Source organism: Paraburkholderia sp. BL9I2N2 (assembly GCF_004339745.1).
Classification (GTDB): Bacteria; Pseudomonadota; Gammaproteobacteria; order Burkholderiales; family Burkholderiaceae; genus Paraburkholderia.
Genome location: NZ_SMGP01000002.1, coordinates 696,904 through 710,172, shown reverse-complemented (window position 1 = coordinate 710,172; position 13,269 = coordinate 696,904). Strand labels below are relative to the sequence as shown.

Below are 13,269 nucleotides of genomic sequence, written 5' to 3'. Positions count from 1 at the left end.
GGCGTCTCCATCTGACTTCGACCGGGAAGCAGTAGATTAGCCGTTTTTTCGCCGAAGAACAGAAGTGAGGCAAACGCAGGAAATGCGCCCGCTATTCGTTGCCGCGAGACATATCCGTTGCACCGCGCGCCGCCTCTTCGAACCGCCGGTTCGCCTCCGCCACTTCCACTCTGAACTGCTGCAATGCGCTCACCGCCAGATCCGGCGGCGTCAGCGCGGCCCACAAGACGTCGATGAGCTGATCCGCGGTCGCATCGATATCGATATGCCGGTTCGCGAGCGTGGCGTCCCAGAGCACGTGCTCCATCGGCCCGAACACCATCGAGCGCAACAGGCGCAGTGGCATGTCGGCGCGAATCTGCCCGCTTTCCTGGCCTTGTGCCAGTACGCGCATCAACGGCGCGGTATAGCGGCGCTGCAACTCCGTGAGCGCCTCGCTCAGCTCATGATGCCGGGCCCGACCTTCGGATAACACCAGCGCGCACAGATCAGTGCCGTTCACCAGCATCAGCCGCAAATGCGTGCGCACGATGAACGCGAACTGCTGGCGCACATTGCCGTCGCGCGGCAAGCCGGATTCGATCGCGTCGATGATCTCGTCGTACCAGTCGCCGATCACCCGCGCGCACAGCTCGCGTTTGCCGCGGAAATAGCTGAACACGGTCGCCTCGGAAATGCCGAGGCGCTGCGCGATTTCGGCCGTTGTCGCGCGCTCGTAGCCCTTTTCGGAGAACACGTCGCGCCCCGCCTGAAGGATCTCCTTCACGCGCTGCTGCGACTTGCGCCCGGCCGGCTGGCGGCGCGAGGCGGGTAACTCGGCCTTCGTGGCAACCGTCATATGAGTCCAGTTCAGATTTGCGAGGCGAATTCGGCTCGTAAAGGTGTGGAATAAGTCCGATGACTGCGATGCTATCACGTCACAGCGATGTTGTAGGCGGTCGCTTCAGTTTCTGAGTAACACTCAAAAATACCTATTGACGCTTACGTAAATCTAGCGTGAAATGCGCCTTGAACGTTTCGCGCCTCGTGCGGGACGACAGGGGCGGCCCACAAGGCCGCCGCCGTCCGCCGAGCCGCAACCGGACCAGCCTGCGCCCACCCAAGGCCGGCCGCCAACGAACTCTGGAGACACAGCAATGAGCAACCTGCCCGGTTTGCAATTCCCGCTCGGCGAAGAAATCGAAATGCTGCGCGACAGCATCGCGGGATTCGCTGCCAAAGAAATCGCCCCGCGTGCCGCGGAAATCGATCGCACGGATCAGTTTCCCATGGACCTGTGGCGCAAGTTCGGCGATCTGGGCGTGCTCGGCATGACGGTCTCGGAGGAATACGGCGGCGCGAACATGGGCTATACGGCGCACATGATCGCCATGGAGGAAATCTCGCGCGCGTCGGCGTCGGTCGGTCTCTCGTACGGCGCGCATTCGAATCTGTGCGTCAACCAGATTCATCGCAACGGCACGGAAGCGCAAAAACAGAAGTATCTGCCCAAGCTCGTGTCGGGCGAACATATCGGCGCACTCGCCATGAGCGAGCCGAACGCGGGTTCGGATGTGGTCAGCATGAAGCTGCGCGCGGAGAAGAAGGGCGACCACTACGTGCTCAACGGCACGAAGATGTGGATCACCAATGGCCCGGATTGCGACACGCTGGTCGTCTATGCCAAGACCGATCCCGAAGCGAATTCGCGCGGCATTACCGCGTTTATCGTCGAGAAGGGCATGAAGGGATTTTCCGTTGCGCAGAAACTCGACAAGCTCGGCATGCGCGGCTCGCATACCGGCGAACTGGTGTTCCAGGACGTGGAAGTGCCGGAAGAAAACATTCTCGGCCAGTTGAACGGCGGCGCGAAGGTGCTGATGAGCGGCCTCGACTACGAACGCGCCGTGCTCGCAGGCGGCCCGACCGGCATCATGGTCGCGGTCATGGACGCGGTCGTGCCGTATATCCACGACCGTAAGCAGTTCGGTCAGCCGATCGGCGAATTTCAGCTCATTCAAGGCAAGGTCGCGGACCTCTACACGACGTTGCAGGCGTGCCGCGCGTATCTCTATGCGGTGGGTCGTCAACTCGACACGCTCGGCAAGGAGCATGTGCGCCAGGTGCGCAAAGACTGCGCGGGCGTGATTCTCTACACCGCGGAAAAAGCGACGTGGATGGCCGGCGAGGCTATCCAGATTCTCGGCGGCAATGGCTATATCAACGAGTATCCGGTCGGCCGTTTGTGGCGCGACGCGAAGCTCTATGAAATCGGCGCCGGTACCAGCGAGATCCGCCGCATGCTGATCGGCCGCGAACTGTTCGCCGAAACGGCCTGAGCGGTTGTGCACTAAGTGCACTTAGTGCACTTCGCAGCGCACCATACATCGTACGGCGCGTCACGCTGCGTGTCAGCGCAAAGCCTACAAAGAAGCGGCGAAAGCAATTACCTTGCATGGGATCGGAGTGAGTGCTGAAGCACTCACTCCGATCGACAGGAGAAGCCCGTAATGCCGATCATCGAATCAAAGCTGAATCCGCGCTCGGACGACTTCCGCGCCAACGCGACGGCGCTCGAAGCGCTGGTCGCCGACCTTCGCGCGAAGGTCGAGAAGCTCGCGCTGGGCGGCGGTCAGGCGGCGCGCGACAAACACACGGGCCGCGGCAAACTGCTGCCGCGCGATCGCATCGAGAAGCTGCTCGATCCGGGCACACCGTTTCTCGAGTTCTCGCAACTCGCAGCCTACGGCATGTATCACAACGATGCGCCGGGCGCGGGCGTGATCACCGGCATTGGCCGGATCGCCGGGCAGGAGTGCGTGATCGTCTGCAACGACGCAACCGTCAAGGGCGGCACCTACTATCCGGTCACCGTGAAAAAACACGTGCGGGCGCAGGAAATTGCCGCTGAAAATCACCTGCCGTGTGTGTATCTGGTCGACTCGGGCGGCGCGAATCTGCCGAACCAGGACGACGTGTTTCCGGACCGCGATCACTTCGGCCGCATCTTCTACAATCAGGCGAATCTGTCCGCAGCGGGCATTCCGCAGATTGCCGTCGTGATGGGTTCGTGTACCGCGGGCGGCGCCTACGTGCCGGCCATGAGCGACGAGTCGATCATCGTCAAGAATCAGGGGACGATTTTCCTCGGCGGTCCGCCGCTCGTGAAAGCCGCCACCGGTGAAGTGGTGAGCGCCGAAGATCTCGGCGGCGGCGACGTGCATACGCGTCTGTCGGGCGTGGTCGATCATCTCGCGCAGAACGACGCGCATGCGCTGGGGATTGCGCGCAGCATCGTCGGTAATCTGAATCGCGGCAAGCAGGTGCCGGTCGCCTTGCAGGAACCGAAGCCGCCGCGCTACGACGTGAAAAGCATGTACGGTGTGATTCCCGTGGATACCCGCAAGCCGTTCGATATCCGCGAGGTGATCGCGCGGATCGTCGACGACTCGGCATTCGACGAATTCAAGGCGCGCTACGGCACCACGCTCGTCACCGGCTTCGCGCATATCTGGGGGCATCCGGTCGGCATCATCGCGAACAACGGCATTCTGTTTTCGGAGTCCGCGCTCAAAGGTGCGCACTTCATCGAACTGTGCTGTCAGCGCAAGATTCCGCTCGTGTTCCTGCAGAACATTACCGGCTTCATGGTGGGCCGCAAATACGAAAACGAAGGCATCGCGCGTAACGGCGCGAAGATGGTGACGGCGGTGGCTACGGCCAAGGTGCCGAAGTTCACGGTGATCATCGGCGGGTCGTTCGGCGCGGGCAATTACGGCATGTGCGGCCGCGCATATTCGCCGCGTTTCCTGTGGATGTGGCCGAACGCGCGCATCTCGGTGATGGGCGGCGAGCAGGCGGCGTCGGTGCTGGCCACCGTCAAGCGCGACGGCATCGAAGGCAAGGGCGGCTCGTGGAGCACTGAAGAAGAAGAGGCGTTCAAGCAGCCGATCCGCGATCAATACGAACATCAGGGCCACCCGTACTACGCGAGCGCGCGCCTGTGGGACGACGGCGTGATCGATCCGGCGCAAACGCGCGACGTGCTCGGTCTCGGCTTGTCCGCCGCGATGAACGCGCCGATCGAAGACACGCGTTTCGGCGTGTTCAGAATGTGACGATGCGCGACGAAGCGCGGGAGCAGCGACGATGCAATACGAAACACTGAATGTCGAATTCGCCGGACAGGTCGCGACGGTCACGTTGAATCGTCCGGACGTGCGCAACGCGTTCAACGAAACGATGATCGCCGAAGTGACCGCGGTCTTCACGGCGCTCAACGATCGCGACGACGTGCGCGCGGTGGTGCTCGCCGCGAACGGCAAGGCGTTCTGCGCGGGCGCGGACCTGAACTGGATGAAGAAGATGGCCGGCTACTCGGACGACGAGAACCGCGCCGACGCGATGCTGCTCGCGAACATGCTGTCGTCGATCTATCGCTGCAACAAACCGGTGATCGCGCGCGTCAACGGCGACGCGTACGCGGGCGGCATGGGTTTGATCTCGGCGTGCGACATCGTGGTGGCTGTCGACAGCGCGCGCTTCTGCCTCTCGGAGGCGCGCCTCGGTCTGATTCCGGCCACCATCGCGCCGTACGTGATTCGCGCGCTGGGCGAGCAGGCATCGCGCCGCTATTTCACCACCGCCGAGCAATTCGATTGCGCGACGGCGTTGCGCCTCGGGCTCGTCAGCGAAGCGGTGAGCATGGAGCAACTCGACGCCACTATCCAACAGATTGCCGGGACGCTCTGCGCGAACGGTCCGCAAGCGGTGCGCGCGTGCAAGCAGCTCGTGCAGGACATCGCGGGCCATGAGTTGAACGCTGCGATGATCGAGGACACGGCGGCGCGTATCGCGCGCACGCGTGCCGGCGCGGAAGGGCGCGAAGGCGTCGCGTCGTTCCTCGAGAAACGCACGCCCGCCTGGCGCAACTGAAGCACACATTCCAGGGCGCGCGCCGCGCCTTGACCAGAACAACAGCCCCGAAAAAACGGCACACTTCATCGAGACACTTCATGTTCAACAAGATCCTGATTGCCAACCGGGGCGAGATTGCGTGCCGCGTCGCCGCGACCTGCAAGCGGCTCGGCATTGCGAGCGTGGCCGTCTATTCGGATGCGGACGCCAACGCGAAACATGTGGCCGCGTGCGATGAGGCGGTGCACATCGGCGGCTCGACAGCCGCGCAAAGCTATCTGCGCGTCGAGCGCATTATCGAAGCCGCGCGCGCCACTGGCGCGCAGGCGGTGCATCCGGGCTACGGCTTCCTGTCGGAGAACGAAGACTTCGCGCATGCTTGCGAAGCGGCCGGCATCGTCTTCATCGGGCCGCCGGTCGAGGCCATCGCCGCGATGGGTTCGAAGGCCGCCGCGAAGGCACTGATGCATGCGGCCGCCGTGCCGCTCGTGCCGGGTTATCACGGCGACGATCAGGATCCGCAACTGCTGCATCGCGAGGCGGATGCGATCGGCTATCCGGTGCTGCTCAAAGCCAGCGCGGGTGGCGGCGGCAAGGGCATGCGCGTGGTCGAACGCAGCGAGGATTTCGCGGCGGCGCTGGCTTCATGCAAGCGGGAAGCGGCAAGCAGCTTCGGCAACGATCGCGTGCTGATCGAAAAGTACTTGACGCGGCCGCGTCACGTGGAAGTGCAGGTGTTCGCGGACCGGCACGGCGGCGCGGTCTATCTGTTCGATCGCGATTGCTCGGTGCAGCGGCGCCATCAGAAAGTGCTGGAAGAAGCGCCCGCGCCCGGATTGTCCGGTGAAATCAAGCGCGAAATGGGCGAGGCGGCGGTGGCGGCCGCGCGTGCGGTGAATTATGTCGGCGCGGGCACGGTCGAGTTCATCATGACCGGCACGGGCGACTTCTACTTCATGGAAATGAACACGCGTCTGCAGGTCGAGCATCCGGTCACGGAGATGGTGACCGGCCAGGACCTGGTGGAATGGCAACTGCGCGTCGCCGCCGATGAACCGCTGCCGCTTACGCAGGCCCAGCTGAAAATCGATGGTCATGCGATCGAAGCGCGCATCTACGCCGAACATCCGGCGCGCGGCTTCCTGCCGTCGACGGGCACGCTCAAGCATCTGCGGATGCCGGATGGCGTGGAGTTCGCCATCGACGCGGCGGGTCTCGGCGAGCCCGGACGCAAGGCGCCGGTGCGTATCGACAGCGGTGTGCGTGAAGGCGACACCATCACGCCGTTCTACGATCCGATGATCGCCAAGCTGATCGTGCACGGCGCCACGCGCGAGGAGGCGCTTGCGCGTCTGAGCCGTGCGCTGCATGCATGCGAGGTGGTCGGCCCGCATACCAATGTCGAGTTCCTGCAAAGCATCGTCGCGAGCGAGCCGTTTGCAACGGGCGATCTCGATACGGGCCTGATCGAACGTCATCACGACGCGCTGTTCGCGCCGCGCAAGAAGCCGTTCAAGGAAGCGTTGGCGCTGGCGTGCGCGGCGTTGCTCAAGCGCGAGGGCGGCACGGCGCACGGCGCGTCGCCGTGGGATGCGCTGTCGCACTGGCGCCTGAATAGCGGCTATACGCAGACGCTCGGCTGGCGCGATCTGGACAGCGGTAGCACGGCTAACGATAGCGAAGGCACCTTCACCGTCACGTTCGCGCGCGATGGCAACACGCAAACGCTCGAACACGACGGCGTGCGCGAGGATTTCAGCTGGTCGGACGGCAGCGGTCCGCATGAATTCCGCGCGACGATCCGCGACGCGCGCGCAACGGGCCGCGTGTTCGTCGACGTCGATACGTTCCACGTGTTCTGCCTCGGCGAAGCGCTCTCGTTCGAGTGGCAGAACCTGCTTGCGCACGCCGCGGACGCCGAAGGCGGCGAAGGCCGTTTGACTGCGCCGATGCCCGGCAAGGTGATCGCGGTGCTGGTCGAGCCGGGCGCCGTGGTGGAGAAGGGCACGCCGCTGATCGTGATGGAAGCGATGAAGATGGAGCACACCATCGGTGCGCCGGCGGCCGGTACGGTGTCGGAGGTGCTGTATGCGGTCGGCGATCAGGTTGCCGACGGCGCGCAGCTTCTGGTGCTGGACGTGCAGCAGCAATGAATCGGCGGCTCAGGCCTCAGGCGAGGCGCGTATAGCCGACGGCGCGCGCTTCGTTTTCGAGCTGCTCGATGCGTTCGTAGTCCGAGGGCGGCAACACGGAAAAGCCCTGCAAACGCAGGCGTTTCGCGCGCTCGGGCTGATTGGCGAGCGCCTCGTTCAGCGCTTCGCGCAATGCCTCGATCGTCGCCGAGGGCACCGTGTCGGAGGCGATCAAAGGCAAGCCCGGCGACGGCGCAGTCGTGCCGATCCGGCGAACCTGGCGGGCCAGTTCCGGCATTTCGTCACACACGAAAGCGAAGGTCACGCAATCGATCGCGGCGACGTCCGCGCGATTTTCCGCCACCGCGCGCAGCGAGCCGAGATGCGAGCCGGTTCGCAACACTGAGCTGAAGAACATGCCGCCGCTCGAAAGCGGCGCCACGGCGTGGCGAAACACGTTCATGCCGCTATTCGAATCGTCCTGGTTGTAGGCGGCGCGTGCGCCGCGGCAGGCTGCGAGCGTGTCGAACTGCGCGTCCGCGCGCGTCACCAGCACACTCGAATAATGCGCCCCCTCGCAGCCCGGCGCGTCGAAGCGCGGCGTCGCGATCAGTTGAACCTGTTCGTGCAAGCCGTGCATCAACGGATAGCCGCAAGTCTGCGAGATCAGCAGATTGGGGCGCCGCCAGAAGCCGTGCAATTCCTCGTCCGGTTCGACAATGCGGCACGCGGGCTTGACCATGCGCAGCACGTCGGCGAGCCACTCGCGCCACTCGAGGTCGAGCGCGGGCGTGACGTTATACATCGGCAGGGCGGCGATCCAGGTCATGATGCGATTCTGGCATACCTGCTGTTTAATGTCTGACCATTCGGAATTCGTCGAGGCCGAGACGCACCGGCTCCGTCGGTCTGAAGGCCCACTTCTGCGCGGCGACCGAAAGGATTTCCAGTTGCGCACCTTCGAATGCGACGAGTAGATCCTCCTTGCGCTTGCTCGCCGCGCCACAATAGGCCACGAGTGCCTCGGCGCTGACCTCGAAAATCTGCGCCCGATCATCACAGCACACCCGGAACGCGACCGTCGCGCATTCCGTCACACAGGGCCTGAACCCTTCATCGACATAGACCGACATAGCCATCTCCCGCCATACACACGCCTGAGCCTTCAGGATGACAAGTCGTAAGCTGGCGGTATGTGGGAAAACCGGCATTTGCGATGAAATGGCCGTGACTTCATGGGCTGCGCCGAACAGAAGCTGAATACGTCTGCGCAAGCTTTTGTAAGCGGCTCCGTCTTTGCCCCCGGTATTCGACCGTTTTGCGCGAAGTGCGCTGGCTACACTCGTTTTAGCGATTTCGCGTTGGCTCAGGCCAATCAACACGGAAGGGGGAACGATGATCCACAGGAGCCGATACAGCCGGCCGGCGCGCAACTGCACCCGGCAACTTCTCATGGTGGCCACGCTGGCGTGCGCCTGCGGTCTGCAGGGCTGCGCCACGTCGCTCGAAACGTTCGGGCTCGGCGCGGGCGTCGGGATTGTTGGCGCGTTCAGTCTGCTCGGCTGCGCGATTGGTTGCCGCTGACGGATGGACCCGGACTTTCTGGCCGTGCTCGACGCCTATCAGGAGCGCGCAGATGAAGAGCGGACGAAAGAACGCAAGCCGCGCCCGCGACGCAAGCAGAAGGAAACGAAAGGTCGCCACGTTCCCGCGGCGGGCGTGGAGACCGCGCGTTTCATCAACATCCTCGCGGCAAGCCTGCACACGCCGCACATTCTCGAACTCGGCACGTCGGATGGCTATGCGACGCTCTGGCTCGCGCAAGCGGCGCGGGTCGCGGGCGGCCGTGTGACCACCATGGAATTGCACGACGACAAATCGGCCTATGCACGCGAGATGACGACCCGCGCCGGCCTTGCCGCTTACGTCGACTTCAAGGTCGGCAATGCGGTCACGCTGATCGAGGATATGCCGATCAAGCCGGATTTCGTCTTCATCGATCTTTGGAAAGATCTCTACGTGCCGTGTCTCGACGCGTTTTATCCGAAGCTCAATCCGGGGGCGATCATCGTCGCCGACAATATGGTTCGGCCGGGCGGCGAGAACGCGTTGCGCTATATCCGCGCGGTTCGCTCGAAGCCGGGCATGACGAGTCTATCGTTGCCGGTGGGCTCCGGCCTGGAGATCAGCCGGTATCGCTGACGACGCGAGTGGCTGCCAGCGGCTGACCGGTGTCAATGCGTGGTTCGCCATTCATTCCTTAAATTCTCTTACCAGAAAATACCCGCCGTGTTCGAGAGAGGCCTCGCGTCGTAGCGGGTAAACCCTCTTGAACGGATCATGGCAGCGACCATTGGGAACACTCGGTAAAGCCGGCTCGCACAGCGCAAAATGATGATCGATCACGCTGTTGTGCTTCCGGTCTCGCGGCGGGGACCAGGTCGTCAAGCGCCCGTGCTATCCCACAGCGGGGCAAGACCGGGGGGATCTACGATTCGGCTGTTTGCCGTCGCCAATGCGTATATGGCTGTCATGTCCGCACTATCCAACTCGAAGTCGAATACCGCCAGGTTTTGTGCCAGTCGATCGACCCGCGTGGTTCTCGACAGCGCTACCACGCCGGACTGTTGAACAAGCCACCGTAAGACGATCTGGGCGATGGTTTTGTCATGACGGGCCGCGATCTCCATGAGCGTCGGGTCCGAGAACACGCGGCCAATCGCCATGCCGCAATATCCTGTCACGGCAAGCCCGGCCTGGCGCGTGCTTCCGATGAGCAAGGACTGGTTCAGGTACGGGTGGTATTCGAACTGATTCGTGACCAACGGAGCCGCCGAAAGCCGGATAGCTTCCGTCATCGATGCACGGTTGAAATTGCTCATGCCTATGTGCCGAACCTTGCCGGCGCGCACGACCGCATTGAGCTCCGCGATCTGTTCGGTCAACGGCACATCCGAGCCAGGCCAGTGCAGCAGGAGCAGGTCGATATAGTCCGTCTTGAGTTTGCGCAGGCTCTCGTTCACGGACGCATCGAAGTGTCTCGCGGAGTAGTTGCTGACCCAGACCTTGGTCGTCAAAAATATTTCGCTTCTTGGGATGCCGGATTCGGCGACGCACTCGCCGATCTCGGCCTCGTTACGGTAGATCTGCGCGGTGTCGATATGACGGAAGCCAGCACGAAGGGCGGCGGGAATCATTCGATAGATGTCGTCGCCATTCATCCCGTAGGTGCCAAAGCCTATGGCCGGAATGAGCGCGTTACCGGCGCGAACGTTTTGCATGAACTATTCCTTATGGACTAAGTGTCAAGGAAGATGAGCGGGAAGAATTTGTATTGAAGGTCACACGTAGGAATCCTGCGTTAAATCGTGAGAGAAGATCTCAGATCAAGTGGAGGGAAGAGTAAGCGTTGGCGTGTCGAGGAAGAAGCCTATATGTTTCGATGAGATCTATCGTCGGAGGCGATACATGTTGAGCAGGATTTATCCACGTGCGCCCGTTCGCGAAGCTTAGGATAGTCACGCTCGCACTATCACTTCCGGTTCAGATCTTCGAACCCCGAAACCAGGGCGTCCAGTAGTTGCCGGACGGCCGGAACCATGCCGCGTCGTGTGGGGAAGATCGCGTGAACGAGGCCCGGCGTCGTAGCCAGGCCAGCCAGTAAGTGCTGCAACCGGCCGGCGTGAATATCGGCGTCGACCAGTTCACGGGGCAGCATGGCCACGCCGACGCCTCGCAAAGCCGCAATCCGCAAGCTCGCCAGGTCGTCCGTCGCCAGACGAGGCTGATGCGCCCATGACGTCGTGTGACCCTCGGCGTCCACCAGGTTCCACGCGAAGCGCTCGCTGCTGCTGGACATGGCGAGCGTGGGCCATTCTTCGAGCGACTCAAGGGACGTGGGCACCGGATGGCGCGCCGCCAGTTGCGGACTGGCGACCAGAATCTGCACGGATAAGCCTAGTTGCCTGACTGCGAGATCGGTGTCTTCCAAAGGGGGAAGCCTGACCCGGATGGCGAAGTCCAGACCTTCCTCGACCACATCCACGCGACGGTTGGTTGCATCGACGAGGACCTGCACCTGCGGGTTGTCCTGGACATACTGCGCAATGATTGTGGAGATGCCGGAGGTCAGCAGTACCACGGGGCAGCTTATCCGTATGGTGCCCTGCGGCTTTGAGCGCGTCTGGTCCACAAAATCCTTGGCGGCCTTCGATTCCGCCACCAGGGCGAGGCAATGCTGATGGAACCGCCGCCCGGTTTCCGTCAGGGACAGGCTCCTGCTGGTGCGATTGAGCAGACGAACGCCAAGCTCCTCCTCCAGTGCGCGAACACGCCGGCTGAGTTTCGACGTCTGTACGCCGAGGCTGCGGGCCGCTGCCGTGAAGCTTCCGTGCTCGACGACTTCAGCGAAGAGTCGAAGATCATTGAGGTCAGTGATTCGGTTCATCGGGGGCTCTGAGTGGGGCCTTTAACGTTCTACCACTCGCAATGTTGCTTTGCAATTCAGGACATAGGCGAAATATCGTTGTGGATATAGCATCCCTAACGGGTCAAACCATCGGCCTGCAGGCAGAAGCAAAACCAATGCAACACAGCAATTTCATCATGACGAAGACGAACGCTCCCGGGTCGTTCATGCTCGGTGACCGCAACGTGAGCCGCATGGGGTACGGCGCCATGCAATTCGCCGGCCCGCGCGTGTTCGGGCCGCCGAAGGATCGAGACACGGCGATTGCCGTCCTGCGCGAGGCAGTGGAGAGGGGCGTCAACCATATCGATACCAGCGACTGCTACGGTCCCCACGTAACGAACCAACTCACCGCTGCCGTGCACGACAACCTGCGCAATCTGCATGTCGATGTCCTCGATGTCGTCAATCTGCGCACCATGATGGACGACAGACGTCCGGTCGAGGGATCGATTGCCGAGCAGTTTACGGTCCTTGCCGAGTTGCAGCAGCGAGGCTTGATACGGCATCTGGGTCTCAGCAATGTGACCGCCGCGCAGGTCGAGGAAGCCCAGTCAATTGCCCCGGTCGTTTGCATGCAAAACATGTTCAATGTGATGCAACGCCACGACGGCCCGTTAGTCGATGCGCTCGCGCAGCAGGGCATCGCCTATGTGCCGTTCTTCCCGCTAGCGGGATGACGTGAGACTTTGCTAAAGCGCCAACTCAGGTCGACTCGCGCTGCATGGGACCGGAGTAAGCGCTAAAGCGCCAACTCCGGTCGACACAGGAGACAAACCGTGAAACGTGCTTCAGTCGTCGACGTCCAAGGCTTCATCAACGAGCACCCGTTCGGCCGTTTTCAACGACTCGTTTTTCTCATGTGCTTCCTGATTGTCGTGCTGGATGGCTTCGACACTGCGGCAATCGGTTTCATCGCGCCGTCGTTACTGACGCAATGGCATCTGGCAAAGCCCGATCTCGCACCGGTCCTGAGTGCCGCGCTGTTCGGCCTCGCGGTCGGCGCGCTCGTGTCCGGCCCTTTGTCCGACCGCGTTGGACGACGGTCTCTGATGATCGCCTCCGTATTCCTCTTCGGCGTTGCCTGTCTCGTGTCCGCGTTCTCGACGCCGGTAGTGGCTGCCTCGCGGCGCTTGCTATCTGCGACGTCGTACATTCACCATTCGAAGAGGAGACTCGACATGTCCACCGAGGCGTCCACAGCGGCATTCGAAATGTATCGGAGGTGTACGGGCGGTTGATTCGAAGGACGAGCGTCGGTTCGCGCGCTTCTTGACGGACAACTGCACGTTTGTCTATGCCAATAACGACCCCGTCATCGGGCGCGCAAAGGTTGCCCGTGACGACTTGGCGGGTGCGCGATCGGCAAATCGACGACTACCGTATCTACATCGACGTCGCGCCGCTGTTCACGCATTGACGCCAGAGGCAACATGAGCCGGGCTCTTGAACGGAAAGCGAGCATCGTCACGGGCGACGGCCATCACCTCCTTCGCGACGGACGCTGATCTAGCCGTGGACGGCGCTCATCTCGCAACATAACTGCTCCAGGCGGCTTGTTTGGACGCCTCCCGAATTGCAGGCCGGGCGCGAACGCGACGCTCGAGCTTCGACGTCTAGGCCGGCCCACGCCAGGGCCGCCGAATAGTTTCCACGCCCCACAACCTCTGCGAAGCGCCGGCGATCGTCCAGGCGAGCGATCCGGTCCATTGGCATGCGCTGACTGAACCTTATCGTTCTGCCAGAAGCAACGATACTTTGCTCCCACGGAGA

12 protein-coding genes and 1 pseudogene are annotated in these 13,269 nt (G+C 62.4%); 8 read left to right on the top strand and 5 right to left on the bottom strand.

Features of this window, described 5'->3' with window-relative positions:
- Positions 1-91: 91 nt before the first annotated feature.
- Positions 92-838: a TetR/AcrR family transcriptional regulator gene (locus B0G74_RS25115; protein WP_132377551.1), complete on the bottom strand. Its 747-nt coding sequence runs from the start codon at positions 836-838 to the stop codon at positions 92-94.
- A gap of 298 nt (positions 839-1,136) precedes the next feature.
- Between B0G74_RS25115 and B0G74_RS25110 the strand changes: the two genes are divergently transcribed.
- From B0G74_RS25110 to B0G74_RS25095, 4 genes are all read left to right on the top strand, one after another.
- Positions 1,137-2,318 carry an isovaleryl-CoA dehydrogenase gene (locus B0G74_RS25110; RefSeq protein ID WP_132377550.1) on the top strand — a complete coding sequence of 394 codons (1,182 nt, stop codon included), beginning with the start codon at positions 1,137-1,139 and terminating at the stop codon, positions 2,316-2,318.
- A 171-nt stretch (positions 2,319-2,489) separates the two neighbouring features.
- A complete protein-coding gene (locus B0G74_RS25105; RefSeq protein WP_132377549.1) occupies positions 2,490-4,097 on the top strand; it encodes a carboxyl transferase domain-containing protein in 1,608 nt (535 codons plus the stop codon).
- Positions 4,098-4,128: 31 nt separating this feature from the next.
- Entirely contained in the window at positions 4,129-4,914 is a 786-nt protein-coding gene (locus B0G74_RS25100; protein ID WP_132377548.1) for an enoyl-CoA hydratase/isomerase family protein, read from the top strand.
- An 80-nt stretch (positions 4,915-4,994) separates the two neighbouring features.
- Positions 4,995-7,049, top strand: a complete 2,055-nt coding sequence (locus B0G74_RS25095) for an acetyl/propionyl/methylcrotonyl-CoA carboxylase subunit alpha (RefSeq protein ID WP_132377547.1) — start codon at positions 4,995-4,997, stop codon at positions 7,047-7,049.
- 16 nt (positions 7,050-7,065) lie between these two features.
- Here the strand turns inward: B0G74_RS25095 and B0G74_RS25090 are convergent, their stop codons facing one another.
- Entirely contained in the window at positions 7,066-7,857 is a 792-nt protein-coding gene (locus tag B0G74_RS25090; protein WP_132377546.1) for a PhnD/SsuA/transferrin family substrate-binding protein, read from the bottom strand.
- Positions 7,858-7,882: 25 nt separating this feature from the next.
- On the bottom strand, positions 7,883-8,161 hold the full coding sequence (locus tag B0G74_RS47675; RefSeq protein ID WP_132379356.1) for a DUF1488 family protein: 279 nt from the start codon (positions 8,159-8,161) through the stop codon (positions 7,883-7,885).
- 319 nt (positions 8,162-8,480) lie between these two features.
- On the opposite strand from B0G74_RS47675, the gene B0G74_RS47500 reads away from it, so the two are divergent.
- A complete protein-coding gene (locus B0G74_RS47500) occupies positions 8,481-8,612 on the top strand; it encodes a hypothetical protein (protein WP_279388618.1) in 132 nt (43 codons plus the stop codon).
- A 3-nt stretch (positions 8,613-8,615) separates the two neighbouring features.
- Positions 8,616-9,230: a class I SAM-dependent methyltransferase gene (locus B0G74_RS25075; RefSeq protein ID WP_132377544.1), complete on the top strand. Its 615-nt coding sequence runs from the start codon at positions 8,616-8,618 to the stop codon at positions 9,228-9,230.
- Between the two features lie 242 nt (positions 9,231-9,472).
- On the opposite strand, the gene B0G74_RS25070 is transcribed toward B0G74_RS25075, so the two are convergent.
- A complete protein-coding gene (locus tag B0G74_RS25070) occupies positions 9,473-10,309 on the bottom strand; it encodes an aldo/keto reductase (protein WP_132377543.1) in 837 nt (278 codons plus the stop codon).
- A 251-nt stretch (positions 10,310-10,560) separates the two neighbouring features.
- Positions 10,561-11,475, bottom strand: coding sequence for a LysR substrate-binding domain-containing protein (locus B0G74_RS25065; protein WP_132377542.1), 915 nt, complete (start codon positions 11,473-11,475; stop codon positions 10,561-10,563).
- 158 nt (positions 11,476-11,633) lie between these two features.
- On the opposite strand from B0G74_RS25065, the pseudogene B0G74_RS25060 reads away from it, so the two are divergent.
- A pseudogene (locus B0G74_RS25060) lies at positions 11,634-12,173 on the top strand (aldo/keto reductase); the annotation flags it as partial.
- Positions 12,174-12,275: 102 nt separating this feature from the next.
- The gene (locus B0G74_RS25055; RefSeq protein ID WP_279388617.1) at positions 12,276-12,737 is read left to right on the top strand and encodes an MFS transporter; all 462 of its coding nucleotides are present in this window, start codon (positions 12,276-12,278) and stop codon (positions 12,735-12,737) included.
- The last annotated feature ends 532 nt before the right edge of the window (positions 12,738-13,269 follow it).

Excerpts from the sequence above, each read along its gene's own strand:
- B0G74_RS25105 (WP_132377549.1), top strand. The coding sequence starts at position 2,490 with ATGCCGATCATCGAATCAAAGCTGAATCCGCGCTCGGACGACTTCCGC.
- B0G74_RS25115 (WP_132377551.1), bottom strand. The coding sequence starts at position 838 with ATGACGGTTGCCACGAAGGCCGAGTTACCCGCCTCGCGCCGCCAGCCG.
- B0G74_RS25095 (WP_132377547.1), top strand. The coding sequence starts at position 4,995 with ATGTTCAACAAGATCCTGATTGCCAACCGGGGCGAGATTGCGTGCCGC.
- B0G74_RS25100 (WP_132377548.1), top strand. The coding sequence starts at position 4,129 with ATGCAATACGAAACACTGAATGTCGAATTCGCCGGACAGGTCGCGACG.
- B0G74_RS25090 (WP_132377546.1), bottom strand. The coding sequence starts at position 7,857 with ATGACCTGGATCGCCGCCCTGCCGATGTATAACGTCACGCCCGCGCTC.
- B0G74_RS25110 (WP_132377550.1), top strand. The coding sequence starts at position 1,137 with ATGAGCAACCTGCCCGGTTTGCAATTCCCGCTCGGCGAAGAAATCGAA.
- B0G74_RS25075 (WP_132377544.1), top strand. The coding sequence starts at position 8,616 with ATGGACCCGGACTTTCTGGCCGTGCTCGACGCCTATCAGGAGCGCGCA.
- B0G74_RS47500 (WP_279388618.1), top strand. The coding sequence starts at position 8,481 with ATGGTGGCCACGCTGGCGTGCGCCTGCGGTCTGCAGGGCTGCGCCACG.
- B0G74_RS47675 (WP_132379356.1), bottom strand. The coding sequence starts at position 8,161 with ATGTCGGTCTATGTCGATGAAGGGTTCAGGCCCTGTGTGACGGAATGC.
- B0G74_RS25070 (WP_132377543.1), bottom strand. The coding sequence starts at position 10,309 with ATGCAAAACGTTCGCGCCGGTAACGCGCTCATTCCGGCCATAGGCTTT.
- B0G74_RS25065 (WP_132377542.1), bottom strand. The coding sequence starts at position 11,475 with ATGAACCGAATCACTGACCTCAATGATCTTCGACTCTTCGCTGAAGTC.